General features: G+C 68.3%; 21 protein-coding genes. 16 read left to right on the top strand and 5 right to left on the bottom strand.

The window, feature by feature from the left end; genetic code table 11:
• Positions 1-2: 2 nt before the first annotated feature.
• A complete protein-coding gene (gene purB, locus ACQ1RG_RS03585) occupies positions 3-1,436 on the bottom strand; it encodes an adenylosuccinate lyase (RefSeq protein ID WP_430600517.1) in 1,434 nt (477 codons plus the stop codon).
• 182 nt (positions 1,437-1,618) lie between these two features.
• Here purB and ACQ1RG_RS03580 point away from each other — a divergent pair, with 182 nt between their 5' ends.
• From ACQ1RG_RS03580 to ACQ1RG_RS03555, 6 genes are all read left to right on the top strand, one after another.
• Positions 1,619-1,864, top strand: a complete 246-nt coding sequence (locus ACQ1RG_RS03580) for a hypothetical protein (protein WP_009376610.1) — start codon at positions 1,619-1,621, stop codon at positions 1,862-1,864.
• On the top strand, positions 1,861-2,682 hold the full coding sequence (locus ACQ1RG_RS03575; protein ID WP_009376608.1) for a hypothetical protein: 822 nt from the start codon (positions 1,861-1,863) through the stop codon (positions 2,680-2,682). The genes ACQ1RG_RS03580 and ACQ1RG_RS03575 overlap by 4 nt, the downstream gene beginning before the upstream one ends.
• Positions 2,679-4,196, top strand: coding sequence for a hypothetical protein (locus ACQ1RG_RS03570; RefSeq protein ID WP_063249519.1), 1,518 nt, complete (start codon positions 2,679-2,681; stop codon positions 4,194-4,196). The genes ACQ1RG_RS03575 and ACQ1RG_RS03570 overlap by 4 nt, the downstream gene beginning before the upstream one ends.
• 401 nt (positions 4,197-4,597) lie before the next feature.
• Positions 4,598-5,692: a pyruvate dehydrogenase (acetyl-transferring) E1 component subunit alpha gene (pdhA, locus tag ACQ1RG_RS03565; protein ID WP_223290001.1), complete on the top strand. Its 1,095-nt coding sequence runs from the start codon at positions 4,598-4,600 to the stop codon at positions 5,690-5,692.
• Positions 5,692-6,666: an alpha-ketoacid dehydrogenase subunit beta gene (locus ACQ1RG_RS03560; protein ID WP_063249523.1), complete on the top strand. Its 975-nt coding sequence runs from the start codon at positions 5,692-5,694 to the stop codon at positions 6,664-6,666. Before pdhA ends, ACQ1RG_RS03560 begins: the two co-directional genes overlap by 1 nt.
• A gap of 17 nt (positions 6,667-6,683) precedes the next feature.
• Positions 6,684-8,108 carry a dihydrolipoamide acetyltransferase family protein gene (locus ACQ1RG_RS03555; RefSeq protein ID WP_119297126.1) on the top strand — a complete coding sequence of 475 codons (1,425 nt, stop codon included), beginning with the start codon at positions 6,684-6,686 and terminating at the stop codon, positions 8,106-8,108.
• Between the two features lie 367 nt (positions 8,109-8,475).
• Here the strand turns inward: ACQ1RG_RS03555 and ACQ1RG_RS03550 are convergent, their stop codons facing one another.
• Positions 8,476-9,504, bottom strand: coding sequence for a protein kinase (locus ACQ1RG_RS03550; protein WP_119297127.1), 1,029 nt, complete (start codon positions 9,502-9,504; stop codon positions 8,476-8,478).
• A gap of 673 nt (positions 9,505-10,177) precedes the next feature.
• Here ACQ1RG_RS03550 and rpmB point away from each other — a divergent pair.
• From rpmB to ACQ1RG_RS03515, 7 genes are all read left to right on the top strand, one after another.
• Positions 10,178-10,414: a 50S ribosomal protein L28 gene (rpmB, locus tag ACQ1RG_RS03545; protein WP_063249531.1), complete on the top strand. Its 237-nt coding sequence runs from the start codon at positions 10,178-10,180 to the stop codon at positions 10,412-10,414.
• Positions 10,414-10,581 carry a 50S ribosomal protein L33 gene (gene rpmG, locus ACQ1RG_RS03540; RefSeq protein ID WP_009376595.1) on the top strand — a complete coding sequence of 56 codons (168 nt, stop codon included), beginning with the start codon at positions 10,414-10,416 and terminating at the stop codon, positions 10,579-10,581. The genes rpmB and rpmG overlap by 1 nt, the downstream gene beginning before the upstream one ends.
• A 6-nt stretch (positions 10,582-10,587) precedes the next feature.
• A complete protein-coding gene (gene rpsN, locus ACQ1RG_RS03535) occupies positions 10,588-10,893 on the top strand; it encodes a 30S ribosomal protein S14 (RefSeq protein WP_009376593.1) in 306 nt (101 codons plus the stop codon).
• Between the two features lie 68 nt (positions 10,894-10,961).
• Positions 10,962-11,249 carry an HU family DNA-binding protein gene (locus ACQ1RG_RS03530; RefSeq protein WP_009376591.1) on the top strand — a complete coding sequence of 96 codons (288 nt, stop codon included), beginning with the start codon at positions 10,962-10,964 and terminating at the stop codon, positions 11,247-11,249.
• 218 nt (positions 11,250-11,467) lie between these two features.
• Positions 11,468-13,525, top strand: coding sequence for a cytochrome c oxidase assembly protein (locus tag ACQ1RG_RS03525; RefSeq protein ID WP_063249533.1), 2,058 nt, complete (start codon positions 11,468-11,470; stop codon positions 13,523-13,525).
• A 327-nt stretch (positions 13,526-13,852) separates the two neighbouring features.
• A complete protein-coding gene (locus tag ACQ1RG_RS03520) occupies positions 13,853-15,208 on the top strand; it encodes an MFS transporter (RefSeq protein WP_009376586.1) in 1,356 nt (451 codons plus the stop codon).
• 83 nt (positions 15,209-15,291) lie between these two features.
• Positions 15,292-16,041: a 3-hydroxybutyrate dehydrogenase gene (locus ACQ1RG_RS03515; RefSeq protein ID WP_009376584.1), complete on the top strand. Its 750-nt coding sequence runs from the start codon at positions 15,292-15,294 to the stop codon at positions 16,039-16,041.
• A 30-nt stretch (positions 16,042-16,071) separates the two neighbouring features.
• Here ACQ1RG_RS03515 and ACQ1RG_RS03510 read toward each other — a convergent pair whose 3' ends face one another.
• On the bottom strand, positions 16,072-16,935 hold the full coding sequence (locus tag ACQ1RG_RS03510) for a LysR family transcriptional regulator (RefSeq protein ID WP_430600512.1): 864 nt from the start codon (positions 16,933-16,935) through the stop codon (positions 16,072-16,074).
• Between the two features lie 132 nt (positions 16,936-17,067).
• Here ACQ1RG_RS03510 and mmsB point away from each other — a divergent pair, with 132 nt between their 5' ends.
• From mmsB to ACQ1RG_RS03495, 3 genes are all read left to right on the top strand, one after another.
• Positions 17,068-17,979 (top strand): 3-hydroxyisobutyrate dehydrogenase, encoded by a 912-nt coding sequence (mmsB, locus tag ACQ1RG_RS03505; RefSeq protein WP_095375336.1) that lies wholly within the window; start codon positions 17,068-17,070, stop codon positions 17,977-17,979.
• Between the two features lie 140 nt (positions 17,980-18,119).
• On the top strand, positions 18,120-18,851 hold the full coding sequence (locus tag ACQ1RG_RS03500) for a YggS family pyridoxal phosphate-dependent enzyme (protein ID WP_430600510.1): 732 nt from the start codon (positions 18,120-18,122) through the stop codon (positions 18,849-18,851).
• Positions 18,852-18,913: 62 nt separating this feature from the next.
• On the top strand, positions 18,914-20,914 hold the full coding sequence (locus tag ACQ1RG_RS03495; RefSeq protein WP_144587703.1) for an NHL domain-containing thioredoxin family protein: 2,001 nt from the start codon (positions 18,914-18,916) through the stop codon (positions 20,912-20,914).
• A 359-nt stretch (positions 20,915-21,273) separates the two neighbouring features.
• On the opposite strand, the gene ACQ1RG_RS03490 is transcribed toward ACQ1RG_RS03495, so the two are convergent.
• On the bottom strand, positions 21,274-22,233 hold the full coding sequence (locus ACQ1RG_RS03490; RefSeq protein WP_009376572.1) for a hypothetical protein: 960 nt from the start codon (positions 22,231-22,233) through the stop codon (positions 21,274-21,276).
• A 179-nt stretch (positions 22,234-22,412) separates the two neighbouring features.
• Complete coding sequence (locus ACQ1RG_RS03485; RefSeq protein ID WP_009376570.1) at positions 22,413-23,468, bottom strand: hypothetical protein; 1,056 nt, start codon at positions 23,466-23,468, stop codon at positions 22,413-22,415.
• Between the last annotated feature and the right edge of the window lie 2 nt (positions 23,469-23,470).

Genomic DNA, 23,470 nt, shown 5'->3' with positions numbered 1-23,470 from the left:
GCTCAGCCCTTCGCGGCTGCGTTCCAGGCGGCGACCTCGTCGCGGGCGAGCTGCTCGGCCAGCCCGATGTAGCTCGCCGGGGTGAGGGCCCTCAGGCGCCGGGTCTCCTCCTCGGGCAGGCCGAGGCCTGCGACGAACTCCTGGAGGTCGGCCTGGTGGATGCGCTTGCCGCGGGTGAGCTCCTTGAGCTTCTCGTACGGATTCTCCATCCCGGCCACGCCCTGCAGACCGGCCGCGCGCATGACCGACTGGATCGCCTCGCCGAGGACCTCCCAGTTCCCATCGAGGTCGGCGGCCAGCGCGTCCTCGTTGATCGCGAGCTGCCCGAGTCCCTTGACGAGGTTGCCCAGCGCGAGCACCGAATGCCCGTAGGCGACGCCGATGTTGCGCTGGGACGTCGAATCGGTGAGGTCCCGCTGCATCCGGGAGGTCACCAGCGTCGAGGCGAGCGAATCGAGGAGGGCGGAGGAGAGCTCGAGGTTCGCCTCGGCGTTCTCGAAGCGGATCGGGTTGACCTTGTGGGGCATCGTCGATGATCCCGTGGCGCCCGCGACGGGGATCTGCTTGAAGTAGTTCATCGAGATGTAGGTCCACATGTCGGTCGCGAGGTTGTGGGCGATCCGATTGAACCGGGAGATGTCGGCGAAGAGCTCGGCATCCCAGTCGTGCGACTCGATCTGCGTGGTCAGCGGGTTGAACGTCAGGCCCAGGCTGCCCTCGACGAAGGTGCGGGCGATCTGCGGCCAGTCCGCGCCGGGCACCGCGGCCATGTGCGCGGAGTACGTGCCGGTCGCACCGTTGATCTTGCCGAGGAATTCGGTCGCGGCGATCCGCTCGTACTGGCGGCGCAGGCGGTGGACGAAGACCGCGAGCTCCTTGCCCATCGTCGTCGGCGTCGCCGGCTGCCCGTGGGTGTGGGCGAGCATGGGGACGCCGGCGAGGTCGGCGGCGGTGTCGGCGAGGGCGTCGATGAGGGCCTTCGCCCGCGGCAGCCACACCTGTTCGGTGGCCTCCTTGATGCCGAGCGCCCACGAGAGGTTGTTGATGTCCTCGGACGTGCAGCAGAAGTGGACGAGCTCGCTGAGGTCGTCGGCGCCGATCTCGACTAGTGCGTCCTTGATTGTGTATTCGACGGCCTTGACGTCGTGGACCGTGACCGCTTCGTGAGCGGCGAGCGTCGCAATCGTCTCAGCGTCGAAGCCCGCGGCGAACTTCCGCAGCGCCGTGACCTCTGACTCGGTGAGAGTGCGGACGCCCGGGATCACCGAGTTCTGCGCGAGGTGGATGAACCATTCGACCTCGACGCGGATGCGGTTGCGGTTGAGCGCGGCCTCCGAGAGGTGATCGACGAGGTCAGCGGTGTCCTTGCGGTAGCGACCGTCGAGCGGTCCGAGGGCGATGGCGGGTGAGACTTGAGCAAGTGAAACGGTCGGCATGCCCTCATTTTCTCACGACCCGCCGCCGCAGGCGGACTCGCGCTCACTCGCCTGTGGACGGGCAGGGGACTCGCGTGTCAGGCGGCTGTGGACGCTCAGGCCGTGTCCACAGGCCTATTCGCACCCCTTGGTCTCGGTCGGCCGGATTCCTAGCGTGGGGGCGATGACGAGAGGAGACCGGGATGATCACCGACGAACTCGCCGCCAGCCGCGACGGCTGGCGGCAGCGGGCGAACGAGCTGCGGGTGCTCGCGAACGCGACCCGGCGGATCGACGGGTGGGACTCACCGGCGGGCCGTCTCCTCATCGAGCGTCTCGGTTCGTGTGCGGAGGCGATCGGTCTCCTCGCCGATCGCGCCGACGACCTCTCCGAAGCGTACGATCTCCACCTCCAGGTCGTCTCCGTGGGCGGGAGGATCCAGCTGTGAACGGCCACGGCGTGCTCGACTCCCGGTGGATCACCGTCGACCTCGGACGCATCCTCCGCCTGCCTGACCGGCTGCGCCGCCTGTGGCCGAGCGATCTCCTGCCCCAGACCGACAGAGACCCTTCCGTCGGGCCGACCCCTTCAAGGCGGTGTGCGACCCGGCCGCCGGGGTCTGCCGTCCCGGACGGGGATGGCCACCCGCCGGAGCTCGGCGGGCACCCGCCGTCACGGGCCGCCGTCGCCCGAGCGGCCGCCTCGGCGGGGATCACCCTGACCGCACCGTCGGCCGCAGTCCGCGAGGAACTCCCCGCCGAGGTCGTGCGCCCGCGCGACCTCGACGTCCTCTCGGCGTGGCTGGCAGGGTTCGCCGCCGAACTCGCCCTCGCCCGCACCCGGATGGCGCTCGTCGTCGGTGCCGAGAGCAGCGCCGTCCACCTCGAGATCGCCATGGCCGCCGACTCCTGCCTCGCGATGCTCGCCCTGCGCGGAGCAGACAACGCCGACTTCGCCGGGTACGAGTTCCTCCGCCGCCTCGAACCGGGTGAGGTGGCGTCCGTGTGCGAGGACCTCTCCGACCTCGTGGCCGGCGACTGCGTCCTCACCCTCACCTGCCTCGGCAGCAGTGCCGACGGGCAGCCTGCCCGCGCAGGGATGGAGTTCCTCCACCGACAGGCGGGGAGATGGTCACGACCGCTCCTCGAGCGAGGGGAGAACGGGATGACGGTCGCGCGCACGGAGGAGATGCCCGATGGTGCGGTGCGGATGGTCGTCGCCTCGATGCTCACGCGTCTGCGCTTCGCCGAGGTGGGCTCCCCATGATCGGAACGACGACCCGTGGCGGGGGCGGGATCACGGTCGGTGATCGGATCGAGATCAGCGGCACCGACCTCGACCGCCTCGGCGCGCGGATCGGGGAGCTCTCGGCCGACGGCACGGTCGGCGACTTCGACCTCGGCACCCTGCTCACGCAGGTGCCGGCGCCGCTCACCGCCCTCAACCTCGACGCCGCCCGGGTCCGCTATCACCAGCAGCTCGCGCTCGTGCTCGCCGAACTCGAAGCGACGGTGCTCGCGATCCGCACCGCAGCGCTCGCCTACCGCGAGGCAGAGAAAGGAGTGAGCGAGGTCTTCGGGGGACTCCTCGACGGCCTCGGATATGCCACCGGCAGGCTCATCGCCATCAGCCTGCCCGTCATCATCCCCGCCGCCATCGCCGTCGGCGTCCCCGCCGTCGCCGGATGGCAGATCATCGACGCCACGGGACTCGACGACGTGGTCGAGCGGCACTTCGGCATCGACCTCGGCCAGGCCAAAGCCGACATCACCGAGGACTTCGTCGCCCTCGTGTTCGAGAACTCCGACGCCACCGGTGCCGTCATCGAGCACGTGCTGCCGGGGATGGTCGTAGGCTTCCTCGGGTTGCCGCCGGGACTGCTCGCCGTCGACTCGGACACGACGCTGTGGCCCCACGACTCGGGGTCGATGACCGCGTGGGTGCTTGCGGCCGCGAACCTCGTCGGTCTGCTCACCCCCTCCGAGGTCGAGGTGTGGAAGGCGCAGGGCCTGACGCAACCCCACACCAGACCCCCGGCCGACGTCGCCGAGCTCTACGACCGCGAAGCCGCCCAGCATCGCGGAGTCGACTCGGGCCAGGTGCGCATCGAAGAGGTGCGCTCTCCCGACGGAACCACGCGCTACATCGTCTATGTTCCGGCGACCACGGACTGGTCACCGGTCCCGGGGGAGAACACGACCGACCTGACGACGAACGTCGAGGGCATGGCCGGCAACGACACGGTGATGCGCGAGATGGTCCGGCGGGCGATCGCCGACGCCGGGATCCCAGACGACGCCGAGGTGATGCTCGTCGGATACTCCCAGGGCGGCATCACGGCCGGGTCGCTGGCCGCCGATCCCGCGTTCCTCGCCGACGTCAACGTCACCGCGCTCGTCACCGTCGGGGCGCCCGTGTCCGACTTCCCCATCGATGAGGGCATCGACGTCCTCTCGATCGAACACGAACAGGACCTCGTTCCCGATCTCGACGGCAACGAGAACCCGGTCCGGGACCGCTGGTCGACCATCACCGTCGACTACGATCCCGACGCGCTGCGGCAGGCACCGAACCTCGCCGACCGCAGCGACAAGGAGCTCGACGACATGTTCGACTCCGCGGGCGCCGCACACTCCTCGGCCGCCTACTCCGCCTCGATCGGCCTCATGGTCGCCGCCGGTCACCCGGCACTCAGGGGATTCACGGCGAGGAACGCGCAGTTCTTCTCCGGGCGCATCACCGAGACCCGGGACTACCAGGGACGACGCAGGCGCAGCTGAACGGATCGGGGTGCTCGGACATACGGTGGTCGGACTCCCAACCACCTCGGCGAGGATCGACAAACGGCACCGCGAACCTTTGGCGAGTGACGCACAGCACGAGGTCACACCCCTAGGCTGATCACGACCGATGATCTTCGGAGTCGGTGCGGACGCCGCTTCCGCACAGCGCGCTCGACACACCGGTCCAGTGGCACCGGCTGAGGCGATTCGGTATCGTTGACATACCTGTGAATCGCATCACTCGAGGGTGAGTCCTCCCACCAGAGGCCCCGCCCGCAGCACCCGGTCCGCCACTGGTCACCTCCGGTGGGTCGGACCACGAACAAAGGAGTACTGGAATGACCTCGAACATTTCAGTGGGATCCGGGACTGCCCACAGTCAGCCCACGGAGCCTCGCATGATTCAGATGCTCACGGAGGACGGCAACCGCGTCCAGTCCGGAGAGTACGACGCGTTCGCCGCAGAGCTCACCGATGAGGATCTGCGCGGGTTCTATCGGGACATGGTCCTCGTCCGCCGCGTCGATGCGGAGGGAGCCGCACTGCAGCGGCAGGGACAGCTCGGCCTCTGGGCGCCGATGTTCGGCCAGGAGGCCGCTCAGATCGGCATGGGGCGCGCAGCGCGTCCGCAGGACTTCGTCTTCCCCACCTACCGCGAACACGGCCTCGCCTACACCCGCGGCGTCGAACCGGAGACCCTCCTCGGCATCTTCCGAGGTCAGAACCACGGCGGTTGGGATCCGCAGGAGCACCGCTTCCATACGTACACGATCATCATCGGCTCCCAGACGCTTCATGCCGCCGGGTATGCGATGGGTGTGAACATGGACGGCGACGTCGGCACCGGCGACCTCGACCGCGACACCGTCGCCATCGCCTGCTTCGGTGACGGCGCGACCTCCGAGGGTGACGTGTCCGAGGCGCTCAACTTCGCCGGGGCCTTCCACGCCCCTGTGCTCTTCTTCTGCCAGAACAACCAGTGGGCGATCTCCGAGCCCACCCGTGTCCAGAGCGCGGCCCCGCTGTACAAGCGCGGCGAGGGCTTCGGGGTGCCCGGCATCCGCGTCGACGGCAACGACATCATCGCGATGTACTCCGTGGCCCGTGCGAGCCTCGACTCCGTGCGCGCCGGCAACGGTCCGATGCTCATCGAGGCCTTCACCTACCGTCGTGGTGCCCACACCACGGCTGACGATCCGACGAAGTACCGTGACCGCGCCGAAGAGGAGATCTGGGAGGACCGCGACCCGATCACGCGTCTGCGCGCCTACCTCGAGAACCACACGGACACGGGTGAGGACTTCTTCGCCGAGGTCGACGCCGAAGCCGACACCCTGGCCGCGCGCATCCGCCACAACTGCGTGACCATGGAGGACCCGGATCCGGTCGAGATGTTCGCCAATGTCACCTCCGAGCCTCACTCGCTGGTCGATGAGGAGCGTGCGGAATTCCTCGCATACCAGTCCTCATTCGCCGATGCAGGTGAGGCCTGATGGAGAAACTTCCCCTTTCCAAGGCGATCACAGCCGGTCTGCGGAAGGCCATGGAGGACGACCCGAAGGTCGTCCTCATTGGTGAGGACATCGGAAAGCTCGGCGGCGTCTTCCGCGTCACCGAGGGCCTGCAGAAGGATTTCGGTCCGCAGCGGGTCATCGATGCGCCGCTGGCCGAATCCGGGATCGTCGGCACGTCGATCGGCATGGCGATCCGCGGCTACCGGCCCGTCGTCGAGATCCAGTTCGACGCGTTCATCTTCCCGGCCTACGACCAGATCGTCACGCAGGTCGCCAAGCTCTACAACCGCACGCTCGGCAACGAGCGCATCCCGATGGTCATCCGCGTGCCCTACGGCGGTGGGATCGGCTCTCCCGAGCACCACTCGGAGAGCCCGGAGGCCGTCTTCGCCCACCACGCCGGCCTCAAGCTCATCAGCCCATCGACGGCCAATGACGCGTACTGGATGATCCAGGAGGCGATCAAGAGCGACGATCCGGTGATGTTCTTCGAGCCCAAGCGCCGCTACTGGCAGCGCGGGGACGTCGACACCACTCGCCGTGATCTCGGGATGCTCGAGGCACGGGTGCTCAGCGAGGGCACCGACGTCACGCTGGTGACCTACGGCCCGCTCGTGCCCACGGCCCTCGACGTCGTCGCGGCGGCCGCGGAGGAGGGCAAGAGCGTCGAACTCATCGACCTGCGCAGCCTCAACCCGCTCGACCTCTCGACGATCGAGCGCTCCGTGGTCAAGACCGGTCGCCTCGTCGTCACCCATGAGGCGCCGACGTTCCTCGGTCTGGGATCGGAGATCGCCGCCCGCATCTCGGAACGCTGCTTCTTCAACCTCGAGGCCCCGGTCATCCGGGTCGGCGGGTACCACACCCCCTATCCGGGCTCGCGGATGGAAGAGCACTACCTGCCCGACCTCGATCGCATCTTCGACGGTGTCGACCGGGCCCTGGCCTACTGACGAGAAGGAGAGCAAGAATGGCATTCGAATTCCCCCTTCCCGACGTCGGCGAAGGCCTCACCGAGGCGGACATCGTCTCCTGGAAGGTGTCCCCCGGCGATGAGGTGACGGTCAATCAGATCCTCGTCGAGATCGAGACCGCGAAGTCCCTCGTCGAGCTGCCCAGCCCTCAGGCCGGGACCGTCGGCGCCCTCCTCGTCGAGGAGGGACAGACCGTCGAAGTCGGGACCCCGATCATCCGCTTCGGAGGTGCCGATGACTCCGGCGCCGAGGCGGCCGAGACGATGTCCGCGCCCCACGCCGAGACGCAGGCGCCTGCCTCCGAAGGCGCGGTGACCACCGACGACGAAGGCGGTGCCACGCTCGTCGGATACGGCGCGAAGGCCGCTTCGTCGAAGCGTCGCCTCCGCAAGGGTGCGCCGGCGCCCGGCGGCACTGCCGCCGGCTCGGCTGCGGAGGCTCCGGCAGCGCAGTCGGGTGCGGAGGCTCCGGCAGCGCAGTCGGGTGCGGAAGCGCAGCCGGCCGCGGAGGCGCCGACCGCCTCGGCGAATGAGGCACCGACGGGAGCAAAGCCCCTGGCCAAGCCGCCGGTGCGCAAACTCGCGAAGGACTTAGGCGTCGATCTCGCCACGGTCACGGCGACCGGCTCCCGCGGCGAGGTCACCCGCGCCGACGTCCTGGCGGCCGCCGACGGCTCGGCCGCACCTGCAGTCTCAGGGGCGACCGCCTCGGCGAGTGTCGATACCGGCGAACTCGAGGAGCGGATCCCGTTCAAGGGCGTGACGAAGATGATGGCCAAGGCCATGGTCGACTCCGCGTTCACGATGCCCCATGTCACGGAGTTCCTCGACGTCGACGTCACCGAGACGATGGCGTTCGTCCGTCGGCTCAAGGCGTCGAAGGTGCTCGGCGAGGATGTGCGCGTGTCTCCGCTGCTCATCGTCGCGAAGGCCGTCGCGTGGGCGGTGGGACGCAACCCGCGGATCAACTCGGCCCTCGAGGGCGATGACATCGTCGTCAAGAAGTACGTCAACCTCGGGATCGCCGCTGCGACTCCGCGCGGACTCATCGTGCCGAACATCAAGAACGCGCACGCGATGGGTCTGACGCAGCTCGCACAGGGCATCCAGGACCTCACGGCCCTGGCCCGGTCGGGCAAGACGCCTCCGGCGGACCAGACGGGTGGGACGATCACCATCACCAACGTCGGCGTGTTCGGCGTCGACGCCGGCACCCCGATCATCAACCCTGGTGAGGCCGCGATCCTCGCCTTCGGGCAGGTGCGGAAGAAGCCGTGGGTGGTCGACGACGAGATCGTTCCGCGCGAGATCACGACCCTGTCGGTGAGCGCCGACCATCGCGTCGTCGACGGCGAGATCATCTCGAAGTTCCTCGCCGACGTCGGCCGTGGCCTCGAGGATCCGAGCGTCCTCCTCGCGTGAGGTCGCGCGCCTCGTTCGGTAGGTGTGTCCCGCTCGGTCCCTCTCGGTAGGGGGGCCTCGCTCGCGTAAGACGATGTCGGGCGACCGTCGCGCAGGCTCCGATGCCACAACGCCCCCGCAGCGATAACGCCCCCGCAGCCTCTTGTCCTACCCTTGCACGCGTAGGACAAGAGGCTGCGGGGGCGTTGCACGAAGCTGCCGGGAGGACGTATCGCTCAAGGGGTGATTCGGCGCCTCGGGTGCGTACTGCCGCTCAAAGGGGGATTCGTCGCCCCGGGTGCGTACTGCCGCTCAAAGGGGGATTCGTCGCCCAAGGTGCGTTCTGCTGCTTCGAGGGCGATTCGGCGCCTCGGGTGCTGTGGGCACCCTACTTGTCGAGGTAGGCGCTGTTCTTCTCGGAGTACTCGCCGTCCTTGACGAGCCGCTTGGCGAGGCAGTGGTCGCGGTCGAGACCCCATGAGCGGCACTGCTCGAGCGCCGGGCCGGAGTCCTTGTACGGCGTATCGATGACGGTGACCCAGTAGCCGCCGGTCTTGTACGCCTTCCACTCACTGCTGTCGAGGAGGATCGCACCCGGGTACTTGACCTGGTTCGCCTTGAATTCGTCGAGGATGTCCTGCGCCGACCACGTCTTCCCGTCGGCTTCGGTGCCGACCTGCTTCGCGCTCACCTGCGTCACCCACTGACCTTCGAGGGCGGCGGCCTTCTCGGCACCCGACTCGACGAAGCCGTCGAGCTCCTCCTCGGGCGAAGCAGAGGGCTGGACGAGTTCGTCGCTCGGCGACGGTGCCTGAGAGGTCGGCTCGCCGCTGACATCGGCGGGCACGGTCCCGGTCTCCGGAGCGAGCCACCGGATGCCGAAGAAGCCGACGAGCGCGAGGACCATGACGATGGCGAGGATGACGACGACGACCTTGAGGCCGGTGCTTCTGCGCGGGCGCACGGACTGCGTCTGACCGGAGTCGGGACCGCCGTAGCCGGGCACCGCTGCGAAGCCGCCCGAATCCGTGCCGCGCCCGGAGGAGCCGCCGGCATAACCGGGCTGGGCGGGGAACCCGCCGCTGTTCGGGTTGCGGGCCTCACCGGTGCGGCGAGGTCCTCCGCGACCGCCACGGCGGGCGGGTTCGGGCGCGCGTGCGTTGATGTGGTCCTGGAACGGTGAGCTGCCGGCCGGAGCGAAGACGTTGCTGCGGCGGGTCTGCGAGACGGGGAAGTCGCCGGTGTGGCGTTCGATGTACTCGTAGTACGTCGAACGGTCGAACTCGGCCTCGGCCGGGTTCGGGTCCTGATCCTGTCCCTGCGGCCGGGCCTGGGCGCCCCGGCCGGATCGATCGGTCGGAACCCAGTCATCGCTGGTCGCGGGACGGATGCGCGGCCTCGGTGGAACGTCGCTCATCTGTCCTCCAGAGTGCCAGATGTGGTGGCAATCATCTTCTTACCTTGACACGAGTTCCATGGGTCTTCAACACGGCCCCGAAGCCCCCGTACCCCTTACATCTGCAGTGATCGCCGAGGCGGCCCGACCCTGAGTGCGGACGTGCAGAGGGGCGTCTGGCAAGGGGAGTGGATGCTCGACATGCCGCGATCCGCGCGGATCCGGGCGATACTCCTACCGGGAGGTAGTTGAAACACAGACTTTTCGGGCGAGCGGCGGCTCGCGCGGTGTCCCGGGTGACTTCGGAGGGTGTGAATTTGCCCAGAAGGCCTGGGTCTCTCTAAACTGGTTGTCTGTTGTGTCGTGACGGCCTGGTCCCCGACTGATCCGCCGCGACCGACATGGTGCTCACCCACCGCTGCACTCCAGCTTCGGCCATCTCTCACAGGCTACGGCTTCAGCGCTGGTGAGACATCTCGCCCGAACGGGCATGCCTGTTTCGGCGTACACAATTTCCATTGCGAACGCCGCGTGCACGGGTGCACATCCGCCTTTCGACCGGACGCAGGTCCGCGCCTGGGTCGGATCGTGCCCGCCACAGCAGCATCGCGTGAATTTGTTGATGTCTTCCGACATCGGCGCAAGCGAATGAGCTTGTCTCGAGAGTCGGTAACTTGTGAACTGGAGGAGAGTCATGGCAGCAACCTGCCAAGTCACCGGGGCCGTTCCCGGTTTCGGACACAATGTGTCCCACTCGAAGCGCCGCACGAAGCGCCGCTTCAACCCGAACATTCAGACGAAGCGCTACTACGTCCCGTCGCTGCGCCGCAACGTCACCCTCAATGTGTCCGCCAAGGGCATCAAGGTCATCGACGTCCGCGGGATCGACGCCGTCGTCGCCGAACTCATTGCCAAGGGAGTGAAGCTCTGATGGCGAAGACCCAAGACGTTCGTCCGATCATCAAGCTCAAGTCGACTGCAGGCACCGGGTACACCTACGTGACCCGCAAGAACCGCCGCAACAACCCGGATCGCATCGTGCTCAAGAAGTACGATCCCGTCATCCGCAAGCACGTCGATTTCCGAGAGGAGCGCTGAGCGCACATGGCCAAGAAGTCCAAGATCGCCCGCGACAAGCAGCGTCGCGTCATCGTTGAACGCTATGCGGAGCGCCGCGCCGCCCTCAAGCGTCAGCTCACCCACCCCGACAGCACGGACGAGCAGCGTGAGGAAGCACGCCTCGGCCTGCAGAAGCTTCCTCGCGATGCCTCGCCGGTGCGTGTGCGCAATCGCGACCAGGTCGACGGCCGCCCCCGCGGCTACCTGCGCAAGTTCGGACTCTCGCGCGTCCGCTTCCGCGAAATGGCGCACGACGGCGAGTTGCCCGGCATCACGAAGTCGAGCTGGTAATCTCGAGGGAGTTCGTTATCGGAAAACGGACCGGTAACTGACCGACTTGTCCTAAGGAGGACACTTTTATGGCTAAGAACCGCAGTGAGCTCGTTGCAGAAGTTGCCGAGAAGTCCGGCCTGACCCAGAAGCAGGTCTCGGATGTTCTCGATGGTGTCTTCGATGTCTTCTCCGACGTCGTCGGCAAGGGCGAGAAGCTCACCATCCCCGGCTGGCTCTCCGTCGAGCGCACCGAGCGTGCCGCTCGCAAGGGTCGCAACCCGCAGACCGGTGAAGAGATCGAGATCAAGGCCGGCTACTCCGTGAAGCTGTCCGCTGGTTCGAAGCTCAAGGCTGCCGCTGGCACCCCGAAGTGACCTTCGCGCTCAAGCGCAGGATGGCCCGGACCGATCGGTCCGGGCCATCTGCTTTCCCCGGGCGATTCCCACGCCGAGGCGGCTGACCGGAATCGTGTCCGCCCCGCACAGCGGGGTGATCCTCAGGAGATCTGCACCACCTCGGCGGTCGTGAGTTCGCCGCCGCAGACCCCGGGACGATATCCTTGTTCCATGCACGAATCGGCAGGCGGACCTCTGTGACCTCTCACGACAACGAGCCGATCATCCGATTCACCGCTCGCGCAGCGATCCCGCTCGTCGCACTCCTCGGCGCAGCCGTCGGACTCGTCGCGATGCTCTACACGGGAGCCGCCGAGCCGACCGTCATCAACGACCCGGGAGCCGTCGTCCGCTTCGGACTGCCGGCCGCGAAGTTCGTCTTCAACCTCGCGATGAGCCTCACCGTCGGCGCACTCCTCTTCGCGCTCCTCATCCTGCCCCGCACGCAGGGGCGGATCCGGGGCAGGAAGGCGCAGCAGGACGAGCAGCCGCCGCTCGACGCGCTCTGGGAGAAGTCTCTCAAAGTCGCCGAGGTCGCCTCTGTGGCGTGGACGATCTCCGCTGTCGCCGTCCTCCTCTTCACCTTCGTCTCCACCGTCGGTGCGCAGGCCTACCTCAACTTCTCGAACCAGCTCGGCGTCTTCCTCACCCAGATCGCCTTCGGCCAGTACTGGGCCCTCATCGTCGTCCTCATCGCCGTCGCCTCGACGCTGTGCTTCGGCTCCCGGTCCTACCTCGGCCTCGCCTTCGCCGGCGTCCTCTCGCTCGGCGTGATGATCCCCCTCGCCCTCATGGGCCACTCCGCCCAGGCGTCGGGCCACACGCAGGCCGTCAACAGCATCGGACTCCACCTCTTCGGCGTCGCCCTGTGGCTCGGCGGTCTCTTCGTCATCGCCCTGCTCGGCTCCCGCCTCGCCAAGTCGCCCGAGCTGGGGACGTTCATCGCCCGCTACTCGTCGATCGCGCTCTTCGCGTTCGTCGTCGTCGCCTTCTCCGGCGTCGTCAACTCGATGCTGCGCGTCGAGGACCTCGCGGATCTCATGACCCCATACGGCCAGGTCATCATCGCGAAGACCTTCGCGACGATCCTCCTCGGGCTCGTCGGCTTCTGGCACCGCCGGTTCGTCATCGCCCGGCTCGGCAAGGTCGCCTCCGTGACGGGCGAGTTCTGGCGCCTCATCCTCGTCGAGTTCGTCATCTTCGGAGCGACGATGGGCCTGGCCGTCGCCCTCTCCCGCTCCCAACCGCCCGTCCCGCAGGAGCCGGTGGGCAACCCGACGCCCTCGGAGATCCTCACCGGAGAGCCTCTGCCCCCCGCACCGAACTTCGCCCGCTTCTTCTCCGAGTGGTCGGTCGACCCGCTGTGGGTCGTCGTCGCCGTGGGGCTGACGATCGCCTACGTCGCCGGGTACCTCCAGCTCCGTCGCCGAGGCGACACCTGGTCGGTCTTCCGCCTCGTCAGCTGGGTGCTCGGAATGATCGGCCTCGTCTACGTCACTTCGGGCGGCGTCCAGGTCTACGGCGAGGTGTCGTTCTCGGCGCACATGATCCAGCACATGCTCCTCGTCATGGTCGTGCCCATCCCGATGGTCCTCGGCGCCCCGATCACCCTGCTCATGCGGGCGACGACCGCGCGCACCGATGGCTCCCGCGGCATCCGCGAATGGGTGCTCTGGCTCGTCCACACCCCCTACATGCGCTTCTTCGCCAATCCGGTCGTCGCCTCGGTCAACTTCGCCGGTTCCCTCGTCGTCTTCTACTACGCGGGGCTGATGAAGTACGCCCTCGAGTGGCATCTCGGCCACGAGCTCATGATCGTCCACTTCCTCGCCGCCGGCTACCTCTTCACCCAGGCCCTCATCGGCATCGACCCCGGCGTCAAGCGGTTCCCCTACCCGCTGCGCCTGCTCATGCTCCTCATCACGATGGCCTTCCACGCCTTCTTCGGCATCTCCCTGCTCAGCTCCGAGGTGCTCATCGAAGGCGACTGGTTCGGCAACATGGGCACCGACTGGGGATACTCCGCGATCGAGGACCAGCAGCGGGGCGGCGCGATCGCCTGGGGCATCGGCGAGATCCCGACGCTGTTCCTTGCGATCATGGTCGCCTTCCAGTGGTCGAAGTCGTCCGACCGGGAGGCCAAGCGGGTCGACCGCCGGGAGGCCCGCACCGGCGACGCCGAGCTGCGCGCCTACAACGACATGCTCACGCAGATCGCCGAACGCGACGCGAACGCCGGTCCCCGCCGAGGCTGACTCCGGTCCCCGCCGAGGCTGACCCCGGTCCCCGCCGAGGCTGACCCACCCGACCGCCTCGGCGAACCCGTCTCACGCACACCTGATGTGCGGGAATGTGCACGTCGAATTCCCGAATTCCCGCCCTCACGTATCCCATTCGCCGATGTGATGGCGCACACTGTTTCTTGAGCACCATTCACCAATCGGGTGGATGTGGGCGCGTTCAGCCGCGGGAGGGGCCTCATCGCCGAGTCCCCTGACATCGCGGGATCGCCGCCTACGCTGCCCCAGCGGAACGATCCGACCTGTCAACGATGAAGCGGATCGTGGAAATCAAGGAGAGTCATGAGTGCACAGAGCAATGCCGAGAGGAAGACGATCCGAACGCAGCTGCGCAAGGTCGTCGCCGCCTCGATGGCGGGCACCGTCGTCGAATGGTACGAGTTCTTCCTCTACGGGTCAGCGGCGACGCTGGTGTTCAACCACATCCTGTTCCCGCCGTCGGACAACCCGCTGACGCCGATCCTCCTCGGTTTCGCGACCTACGCTGTCGGCTTCATCGCCCGCCCCATCGGCGGCATCGTCTTCGGCCACTACGGTGACAAGTTCGGACGCAAGAAGCTCCTCCAGCTCTCCATCATCCTCGTCGGGGCGGCGACGTTCCTCATGGGCTGCCTGCCGACGTTCGGTCAGATCGGCTACCTCGCTCCGATCCTCCTCGTCCTCCTCCGCATCGTCCAGGGCTTCGCCGTCGGCGGCGAATGGGGCGGCGCGGTGCTCCTCGTCGCCGAGCACTCCCCGGACAAGGAACGCGGTTTCTGGTCCTCGTGGCCGCAGTCGGGCGTGCCGCTGGGCAACCTGCTCGCCACCGGCGTCCTCTTCGTCCTCACTGCCACCCTGTCCGAGGAGGCGTTCCTCTCGTGGGGCTGGAGGATCGCGTTCTGGCTCTCGGCGGTCATCGTCCTCATCGGCTACTACATCCGCACCCGAGTCTCCGACGCCCCGATCTTCGAGAAGATCCAGGCCGAGGAGATCGAGGAGGGCGTCGACTACGGCGTCAAGGCCGTCTTCAAGCGCTACCCGCGTGAGGTCTTCACCGCCATGGGTCTGCGGCTGGTCGAGAACATCCACTACTACCTCGTCGTCACCTTCTCGATCACCTACCTCGCGGTCGCCGTCGGCATCGAGGCGAGCGAGATCCTCGGCCTCCTGCTCGGCGCGCACGCCATCCATGCGCTGCTCGTGCCGATGATCGGTGCCCTCGGGGACCGGATCGGACGCAAGCCGCCCTACGCGATCGGCATCATCCTCACCGCCTCGTGGGGCTTCTTCGCCTTCCCGATGTACGACACGGGCAACCCCGGACTGATCTTCCTCGCCCTCCTCCTCGGACTCGTCTTCCACGGCTTCATGTACGCGGGGCAGCCGGCGATCATGGCGGAGATGTTCCCGACCCGGATGCGCAACTCGGGTGTGTCCACGGGATACCAGGTCACGGCGATCGTCGCCGGATCGTTCGCGCCGATCATCGCGACCGCGCTGCTCGACGAGTTCGGCTCCTCGGTGCCGATCGCGATCTACCTCGCCGTGGCCGCTCTCATCTCGCTCGTCGCGCTCATCTTCACCCGCGAGACGAAGGGCATCGACCTCCACTCCCTCGACCACGCCGACAAGGTGCGCCGCGGGGTCGTCACGCACTGATCGGGTCGTCGCCGCATCGCCGTGGCTCATCCGCCGCGGTGGTGCGGCGTCCGTGGACAGGCACAGCAGAGAAGGGACGGGAAATGGCAGTTGATCTCACCGGCAGGAGGGCCCTCGTCACCGGCGGGGCCTCGGGCCTGGGCAAGGCGATGTGCGAGTCCTTCGCCGAGGCGGGTGCGACCGTCGTCGTCGCCGACGTCGACGCGGAGGCGGCGGGGGCAGTCGCCGAGGCGATCGGCGGGGAGGCGTGGGCCGTCAACCTCGCCGACACCTCGGCGCTCGACGGCATCGACCTCGAGGTCGACATCCTCGTCAACAATGCCGGGATCCAACGGATCCACCCGATCCCGGAGTTCCCGCTGGAGGAATGGCGGCTGATCATGACGATCATGCTCGAGGCGCCGTTCGTGCTCACGAAGGCTGCGCTGCCGGGGATGTACGAGAGGGGCTGGGGGAGGGTCATCAACGTCTCCTCCGTCCACGGGCTGCGCGCCTCGGCGAACAAGTCCGCGTACGTCGCGGCCAAGCACGGACTCATGGGTCTGACGAAGACGACGGCGCTCGAGGCCGGTCCGCGCGGGGTGACGTGCAATGCGATCAACCCGGGCTATGTGCTCACGCCCCTGGTCAAGGGGCAGATCGCGGATCAGGCGGTGACGAACGGGATCAGTGAGGACGAGGTGCTCGAGAAGGTCTTCCTCGGCCACTCGGCCGTGCCCCGCCTCGCGGAGCCCGAGGACATCGCCGCGCTCGCGCTCTTCCTCGCCTCCGACGCCGCCGCGGTCGTCACGGGCACCGCGCACAGCATCGACGGAGGCTGGACCGCCGCCTGAGCAGGGATAGCGGGGAGAGCGCCGCGCGGGTCAGAGCACCTCGAGGATGCTGCGGACGGCGGCATTGCGCAGGGATTCGTGCCGCACCGACGCCCAATAGGACACGCGCTTGGAGAAGAGCTCGGGCAGCACCTGGACCAGGCGGCTGCTGTCCCGGGCGAGGAAGTCGGGCAGGATGCCGATGCCCACCCCGTTCGCTGTGGCGAGGACGTGGGCGTGGACCGAGGTCGAGCGGAAGAAGCCCCTGCCGGCCGGGATCTCTCTCGAGGCGTCGTCGAGGTCGTCGACCTGGAGTGCGTTCTCGATGTAGTAGACGATCCTGTGCTCGGCGAGGTCGTCGAGCGTGACCGGAACCGGGTGCGTGCGCAGGTACTCCTGCGACGCATAGAGCTGGAGCCGGTAGTCGCGGATGCGCTTGGCGACGCTGCGCGGGGCGTCGGGTCGACCGACGACGACCTCGATGTCGACGCCGGAGCGGTATTGGCGGGCCCGCTGGGTCGCGGTGATGAGCTCGATCTGCAGGCCCGGATGGCCGATCTGCAGCGCCGTCAGCGCCGGCACCGCGTACTCGAGAGCGAAGGCCTGCGGGCAGGCGATGCGGATCGTGCCCGAGAGCGCCGAGGACTCGCGTGCGTCGATCCTCCCGAGCGCCGCCTCGATGTCCTCGGCGATCGGCAGCAGCTGCCGACCCGCGGTGCTCAGCTCCCATCCGTCCGGGGAGGCGACGAGAACGCGCTGACCGTAGGCCTTCTCCAAGGCAGCGATGCGCCGCGACACGGTCGTGTGATTGAGTCCGAGACTGTGCGCGGCGGCCGTGAACTTCCCCAGACGCGCCACGGCGAGGAGGGTGAGGAGATCCTCCGGCGAGATCTGCTGGGGTGCATGAGCGGCCATAGTCCGCCCAGTCTATCTGCGTGCACGCACACAACCGGTGCGGAAGAGGTGATCGTCGCCGGCGGCCGGCACGGGCAGGGCTGGCGTAATGTGAAGGGGAACACACGAGATTTCGATGCGAGGAGGCATGCGATGGCGACGATTGGATGGATCGGCCTGGGGAACATGGGCCGACCGATGACGGCGAACCTGGTCAAGGCCGGCCGCACGGTCAAGGGCTTCGACGTGGTCCCGGAGGCCGTGACCGCGGCGGCGGAGGATGGTGTCACCCCGGTGGGTTCGATCGCCGAGGCGGTCGCCGGTGCCGATATCGTCTTCACGATGCTGCCCAAGGGCGAGCATGCCCGCGCCGTCTACCTCACCCCCGACGGTGTCCTCGCCACCGCCGACCCCGCGACCCTCCTCGTCGACTCCTCGACGATCGACTTCGACTCCGCCCGGGCCCTGCACGCCGAGGCGAAGGCCGCCGGCTTCCGCTTCGTCGACGGTCCCGTCTCCGGCGGTGTCACCGGTGCACAGGCCGGCACGCTCACCTTCATGCTCGGCGGGTCCGATGCGGACGTCGCCGAGGCGAAGCCCTTCATCGAGCCGATGGCCGGCAACATCTTCCACGCCGGCGGCGACGCCGCGGGTCAGGCCGCGAAGATCGTCAACAACATGATGCTCGCGATCAGCCTCGAAGGCGTCGTCGAAGGCGCGGTGCTCGCGCAGCGCTTCGGTCTCGACCCTAAGGCGTTCTACGACATCGCGAAGGTCTCCTCCGGCGACTCGTGGCCCCTGCGCACCTGGTATCCGGTGCCCGGGGTGACCGAGACCTCGGCGTCGAACAACGACTTCAAGCCCGGCTTCGCCACGGCTCTCATGCACAAGGACGTCGGGCTCGCGCTCGCCGGTGCCGAGACCCAGGGCGTCGACCTGCCCGCGGCCACCCTCGTCTACGCGCAGCTGCAGAAGCTCGTCGACGACGGCCTCGAGGGACTCGACACGACGGCGATCATCAAGAACATCGACCCCGAGGCGCAGGGCCTGCCGACAAAGCCCTGAGCGACCGGCGCCGTGATCCGACGATTCTGCGCCCACTGACCGGGGCCATGCTGCGCCCGCTCTCCGGTGAGCGGGCGCAGATGCCTCTCCCGAGGAGCGCAGAGATCCGGTCCGGCAGCGGCGCATGCGAGACTGGGAGCATGAGTTCGACCGAGCCCCTCACCGCAGAAGAGTCCGCCGCGATCCGCACCCGCCTCGACGAGGTGGCCGAACGCACGGCAGCCGCCGCCGAGGCCTCGGGCCGGTCCGCCGAGGACGTGCGGATCCTGCTTGCGACGAAGACGCAGCCGGCGGAGCGGATCCGTGTGGCCATCGAGCACGGCTTCTCACTCATCGGCGAGAACAAGGTGCAGGAGCTCGTCGCCAAGGCCGACGACCTCGCCGACCTTCCGCACGAATCGCACCTCATCGGTCCCCTGCAGAAGAACAAGGTCAACCACACGCTGCGCCACGCCCAGTGCATCCAGTCCGTCGACAGCCTCGCGCTCGCGGAGAGGATCGACAACCGCCTCGGCGTCCTCGACTCCACCGTCGACGTCTTCGTCCAGGTCAACACGTCCCGCGAGGACTCGAAGTCCGGGGTCGCACCCGAGGACGCCGAGGCGCTCGTGGCAGCAGTGCGCGACCTCGATCGCCTGCGTCTGCGGGGCCTGATGACCATCGGCCTGCCCGGCCAGACGCCCGAGGAGATCCGCCCGAGCTACTCAGACCTCCGCGAGCTCCGCGACCGGCTCATCGCGACCGGTGCCCTGCCCGCCGACGCCACCGAGCTGTCGATGGGGATGAGCAACGACTTCGAGCTTGCGATCGCCGAGGGGGCGACGATGGTGCGCATCGGTTCGAGCGTCTTCGGCGCCCGCCCCGCCCCGTGAGCATGTGTCCCCCGATGACAGCCGCCCTGCCGCCACGCCAGCGGATCTGAGACGATGGAGAGATGAACGCCAGTCCGCAGAGTTCCGCGGCCACCGCCGCAGACGACACCCCCGCCGAGGCGACCGCCCCGACCCGCGCCCGCGAACCCAAGGTCCGCGCCCCCGAGCTCATCGGCCGCCGGTGGATGAACTCCGGCGGCAAGGAGCTCACCCTCGCCGACCTCCGCGGCAAGGTCGTCCTCCTCGACTTCTGGACGTTCTGCTGCATCAACTGCCTCCACGTCCTCGACGAGCTGCGGCCGCTCGAGGAGAAGTACGCAGGCGAACTCGTCATCATCGGCGTCCACTCGCCGAAGTTCGAGTTCGAGCGCACCGTCGAGGCCGTCGACCAGGCCGTTGAGCGCTACCAGGTCGAACACCTCGTCCTCGACGACCCCGACCTCGTCACGTGGCAGGCGTACACGGCCCGGGCATGGCCGACGCTGGCCGTCATCGACCCCGAGGGCTACCTCGTCGCGACCCTGTCCGGGGAAGGCCACGGCGCCGGCCTCGGGGAGATCATCGAAGGCCTCATCGAGGAGCACTCGGCGAAGGGCACCCTCCATTCCGGAGACGGCCCCTACGTTCCCCCGCCGGCACCGGAGACCGAGCTCTTCTACCCCGGCAAGGTGACGGTCCTGCCCTCTGGAAACCTCCTCGTCGCCGACTCCGGCCACCACAGCCTCGTCGAATACACCCCTGATGGACAGACCGTGCTCCGGCGCATCGGCACCGGGGAACGGGGACTCACCGACGGCGACTTCGCCTCCGCACAGTTCAGCGAGCCCGGTGGCATCACCGTCCTCCCCGAGGACATCGCCGCCCGTGCCGGCTACCAGCTCGTCGTCGCCGACACCGTCAACCACGTCCTGCGCGGCATCGACCTCGACGGTGAGACCGTGAGAACGATCGCCGGCACCGGCGAACAGCACATGGTCGGGGCCATCGACAACGTCCGCGGCACCCACGGCGCGCTCGGCCGCTATTCGGGCCCCGCCCTCGACGTCAAGCTCTCCTCCCCGTGGGACGTCCTCTTCGTTCCCGCCACCGGCGAGGTGGTCGTGGCGATGGCCGGCAACCACACGATCTGGTCGTTCGACCCCGTCACCGGCGACATCCGCCTGCTGTCCGGCACGATGAACGAAGGGCTCGTCAACGGCGACGCGGAGTCCGCGTGGTTCGCACAGTCCTCTGGCCTCGACCTCCACCCCGACGGCGGCGTCATCGTCGCCGACTCCGAGACCTCGGCGATCCGCCGCCTCGATCCGGCCTCAGGAGAGGCGACGACGCTCGTGGGCACGGGCCTCTTCGACTTCGGCTTCCGCGACGGGCCCGCCGCCGAGGCACGGCTCCAGCACCCGCTCGGAGTGCGCACCCTGCCCGACGGGTCGCTCGCGATCGCCGACACGTACAACGGTGCGATCCGCCGGTACGACTTCACGACGAACGAGGTCTCGACGCTCGCCCGTGGACTGCGCGAACCCTCGGACATCCTCGTCGTCGAAGCGGGTGCTGCGGGCGGGGACACGGCCGGCGGGACGGGAGCGGGCAGCGGCACCGCCGAACTCCTCGTCGTCGAATCGGCGAACCACTCGCTCACCCGGGTGACCCTGCCGAAGGACGCCCAACGCGTCGACGAGGGTGCGCAGACGAGCCACCGCCCGTCGACGGAGCTCGCCGCCGGACCTGTGTCCATCAGCGTGAGCTTCACCGTTCCAGCAGGTCAGAAGCTCGACGATCGGTGGGGTGACCCGACCTACCTGCAGGTGTCCTCGACTCCGCCCGAACTCATCGTCTCCGGTGGCGGCGGGGCCGAGGGGCTGAGCCGCGACATCGTCATCGACCCCGAGGCGACCTCGGGAGTCCTCCACGTCACCGCGCGCGCCGCCGCGTGCGACGGCGAACCGGGAGGAGAGATCCCGCTCCACGCCGCCTGCCACCTCTACCAGCAGGACTGGGGGATTCCGATCGAACTCACCGAGGCGGGTCCCTCAGTGCTCGACCTCGACCTCCGCGGCGCCTGAGACCCGGCCAGTGCTCCTGCGGCCCTGAGCCGGCGGTTCAGTGCTCGCACTGCGCCGGAGACCGCCGTCCTGGCTCCGCCACCGCTAGTTGCGGTCGAAAACCGGTGGAAAATGGGCCCGATCGCTCGATTTTCCTCGGTTCTCCGACCACAAACGGGTGGGCAGAGGCGCAGGGTCGCACTGTCGCGGCGCTTGAGACCCGGCGTCCGGCGCCCTTCCTCGCTTCGCCACCGCCGGTTGCGGTCGAAAACCGGTGGAAAATGGGCCCGATCGCTCGATTTTCCTCGGTTTCTCGACCACAAACGGGTGGGCACACCCACAAACGGGTGGGCAGGGCCACTCGGCCCGCACCGGGCTGCTCACATGATCGAGACTTCGCCGAGGCGGCGCGGTTCGACGCGCACCTGCGAGGAGCGGACGACGACGGATCCGCCGAGGACGAACGAGAGCGTCTCGTCGAGGTCCCGTTCGTCGGCGGTGACGATGTCACGATAGCGTCCCTTGATCCGCACCTCGGCGGTGGCAGGGGTGAGCTCGAGGTCGCCGCCCGAGGAAGTGAGACTGACCTTGGGTTCCCGCACGATCGACCATTCGACATCCCCGAGGATCTCGTTGTCGGTCTCGTAGCCGAATACGCACCCCGAGGGCATGAGGGTCTTCGCCTTGACACAGTTGCGCAGGTGCTCGTCGACCTGCTCGGCGACGGCCTGCTCGAGCTTCGCGGTCGGCTGCGGCGCCAGGGAGATCTTCGGCGAGTCCCCGGGGGCGGTGACCTCGGCGCGCTCGGACTTCGACTTGAGGAACGTTGCGTCGAAGCCGACGAGGTAGGTCGCCGGGAACAGCACCGGAACCTCCCCCGCGGAGACGCTGAATCCATTGACCGTCGCCGTCGAGGACCCGGAGACGTCGAGGTCGAGGGTCGGCCAGGCCTTCTGCTCGATCGCCCAGCGGTCGAAGAGCCCCGCGGCGGCCGGCAGCCGGACGAGGTCGAGGTCGACACTGTGCGTCTGCGAGGAGAGGACGTAGGAGAGGCGGACCTTCGCCCGGTCGCCGTCGGTCGAGACGGTCTCAGCGGAGGCTTCGCGGGGCAGGTCGGGGGCGGCGGAGAGCACGTCCTGGCTCAGCGCCAGCGTCGAACCGGGAGTGGGGGAGGAGAGGTAGGAGAAGGCACGCTCGGCGTTGCCCTGCTCGATCGCTGACATGTACGCCTCGACGGTGCGCGCCGGGGTGTAGACGGTGAGGTTGAGCAGAGGCACCGAGGCGACGGTGAGCACGATGACGACGAGGGCGGAGATGAGAAGGGTGCGCGACGTTCGCATGGCCTCTCCTCATCGGCTCGGGGGATGTCCCGGTCGGCGGGCGGCTCCGCTGTCTCCGGGTGGGGATGTCGAATCCAGTTTAGTGGACAGCGAGCCTGCCGCCGTCACGTACCGGGCCCGGCCCCCTTCATCGCGCGGGAGCGGGTCTGCTCATCTCGCGGGTGCGGGTCCGGTCCGCCTCATTCGACGGAGTAGGCCCGCAGCTGTGAGGTGTCGACGTCGACGAAGACGTGGGTGCCCACCCTGACGTTGGCGCGCAGCTCGGTGAGGGACTCGCCGAGGCCGGGGTGGAGGACCCCGTAGGCCGTGCCATCCGTGCCCCCGAGATCGGTGAGATCGGCGAGGTCGACATCGAGGGCGAGCCCCATCTCCGTATCGACGGGAGAGAGCTTCGCCTGGATCGCCGACCCGCGGTCCCGAAGTCCGACGACGATCGCTTCGAAGACCGCCGCCGAGGTGAAGGCAGGGTCGTGCTCGTCGAGTGAGACGTGGGCTGCTCGCCACGGCAGGGTGACGAAGACCTTGCCGTCGAGTTCGGTCCGGGCCCGGACGGCCGAGTGGCCGATCGACAGCCACCCCTTGCGGGCGAGGCCCGACCAGATGTTCACTCCGGTGAGTTCGGCGGGCAGGGAGCCGCGCGGTTCGGAGACGACGGTCGCGAGCGGACCGAGGGCGACGAGTTCGCCCTTCTCGATGTTCGCGACGCCAGCCTCGGCGATGATGAAGTCCGTCAGCGTCGTCGAGGAGAGCACGATTCCGCGTCCCTGCGCGGCGGCGAGGTCGGCGAGCCGGGCGCGCAGACCGGTGCGGATGTGGCCGGGCACCTCGGCGAAAGGGTCGATGAAGGTCAGCCATTCGCGGCCGGTCGACCAGGCGAGGGCGAGGACGAGCTTGGCGCGGGTCGCGGCATCGAGGTCGCCGATGCGGGTCCGCAGCACCGAGGTCTCGAGTCCGAATTCGCTCAGCGCCGCCGCTGATGCCGCCTCCCCGGGATCGGCATCGGCGGCGCGCAGATACGACGTCACCCACCTGCGCACACGCAGACGTCCCGACCGGAATCCGGTCGGGAGCTGTGGGGGTGGTGCGACACCGGGCTGGGCGGCCGCGGACAGCACCACCTCAGTGGTGCTGTCCGGGCTGCCCATGAGTCCGAGAACCGTCCCCGCTCGGAGACGACCGAGGTCGATCGGGCGCCCTCCGAGGTGCAGCCCCGCCAGGGACAGTTCGCGGCTCAACG

This window comes from Brevibacterium sp. K72 (genome assembly GCF_050562175.1).
GTDB lineage: Bacteria > Actinomycetota > Actinomycetes > Actinomycetales > Brevibacteriaceae > Brevibacterium > Brevibacterium casei.
This window is presented reverse-complemented; position numbering and strand designations above follow the sequence as displayed.

Excerpts from the sequence above, each read along its gene's own strand:
- ACQ1RG_RS03580 (WP_009376610.1), top strand. The coding sequence starts at position 1,619 with ATGATCACCGACGAACTCGCCGCCAGCCGCGACGGCTGGCGGCAGCGG.
- ACQ1RG_RS03570 (WP_063249519.1), top strand. The coding sequence starts at position 2,679 with ATGATCGGAACGACGACCCGTGGCGGGGGCGGGATCACGGTCGGTGAT.
- ACQ1RG_RS03495 (WP_144587703.1), top strand. The coding sequence starts at position 18,914 with ATGAACGCCAGTCCGCAGAGTTCCGCGGCCACCGCCGCAGACGACACC.
- mmsB (WP_095375336.1), top strand. The coding sequence starts at position 17,068 with ATGGCGACGATTGGATGGATCGGCCTGGGGAACATGGGCCGACCGATG.
- ACQ1RG_RS03520 (WP_009376586.1), top strand. The coding sequence starts at position 13,853 with ATGAGTGCACAGAGCAATGCCGAGAGGAAGACGATCCGAACGCAGCTG.
- rpmB (WP_063249531.1), top strand. The coding sequence starts at position 10,178 with ATGGCAGCAACCTGCCAAGTCACCGGGGCCGTTCCCGGTTTCGGACAC.
- ACQ1RG_RS03555 (WP_119297126.1), top strand. The coding sequence starts at position 6,684 with ATGGCATTCGAATTCCCCCTTCCCGACGTCGGCGAAGGCCTCACCGAG.
- ACQ1RG_RS03550 (WP_119297127.1), bottom strand. The coding sequence starts at position 9,504 with ATGAGCGACGTTCCACCGAGGCCGCGCATCCGTCCCGCGACCAGCGAT.
- pdhA (WP_223290001.1), top strand. The coding sequence starts at position 4,598 with ATGATTCAGATGCTCACGGAGGACGGCAACCGCGTCCAGTCCGGAGAG.
- ACQ1RG_RS03560 (WP_063249523.1), top strand. The coding sequence starts at position 5,692 with ATGGAGAAACTTCCCCTTTCCAAGGCGATCACAGCCGGTCTGCGGAAG.
- ACQ1RG_RS03515 (WP_009376584.1), top strand. The coding sequence starts at position 15,292 with ATGGCAGTTGATCTCACCGGCAGGAGGGCCCTCGTCACCGGCGGGGCC.
- ACQ1RG_RS03510 (WP_430600512.1), bottom strand. The coding sequence starts at position 16,935 with ATGGCCGCTCATGCACCCCAGCAGATCTCGCCGGAGGATCTCCTCACC.
- rpsN (WP_009376593.1), top strand. The coding sequence starts at position 10,588 with ATGGCCAAGAAGTCCAAGATCGCCCGCGACAAGCAGCGTCGCGTCATC.
- ACQ1RG_RS03530 (WP_009376591.1), top strand. The coding sequence starts at position 10,962 with ATGGCTAAGAACCGCAGTGAGCTCGTTGCAGAAGTTGCCGAGAAGTCC.
- ACQ1RG_RS03500 (WP_430600510.1), top strand. The coding sequence starts at position 18,120 with ATGAGTTCGACCGAGCCCCTCACCGCAGAAGAGTCCGCCGCGATCCGC.
- purB (WP_430600517.1), bottom strand. The coding sequence starts at position 1,436 with ATGCCGACCGTTTCACTTGCTCAAGTCTCACCCGCCATCGCCCTCGGA.
- rpmG (WP_009376595.1), top strand. The coding sequence starts at position 10,414 with ATGGCGAAGACCCAAGACGTTCGTCCGATCATCAAGCTCAAGTCGACT.
- ACQ1RG_RS03490 (WP_009376572.1), bottom strand. The coding sequence starts at position 22,233 with ATGCGAACGTCGCGCACCCTTCTCATCTCCGCCCTCGTCGTCATCGTG.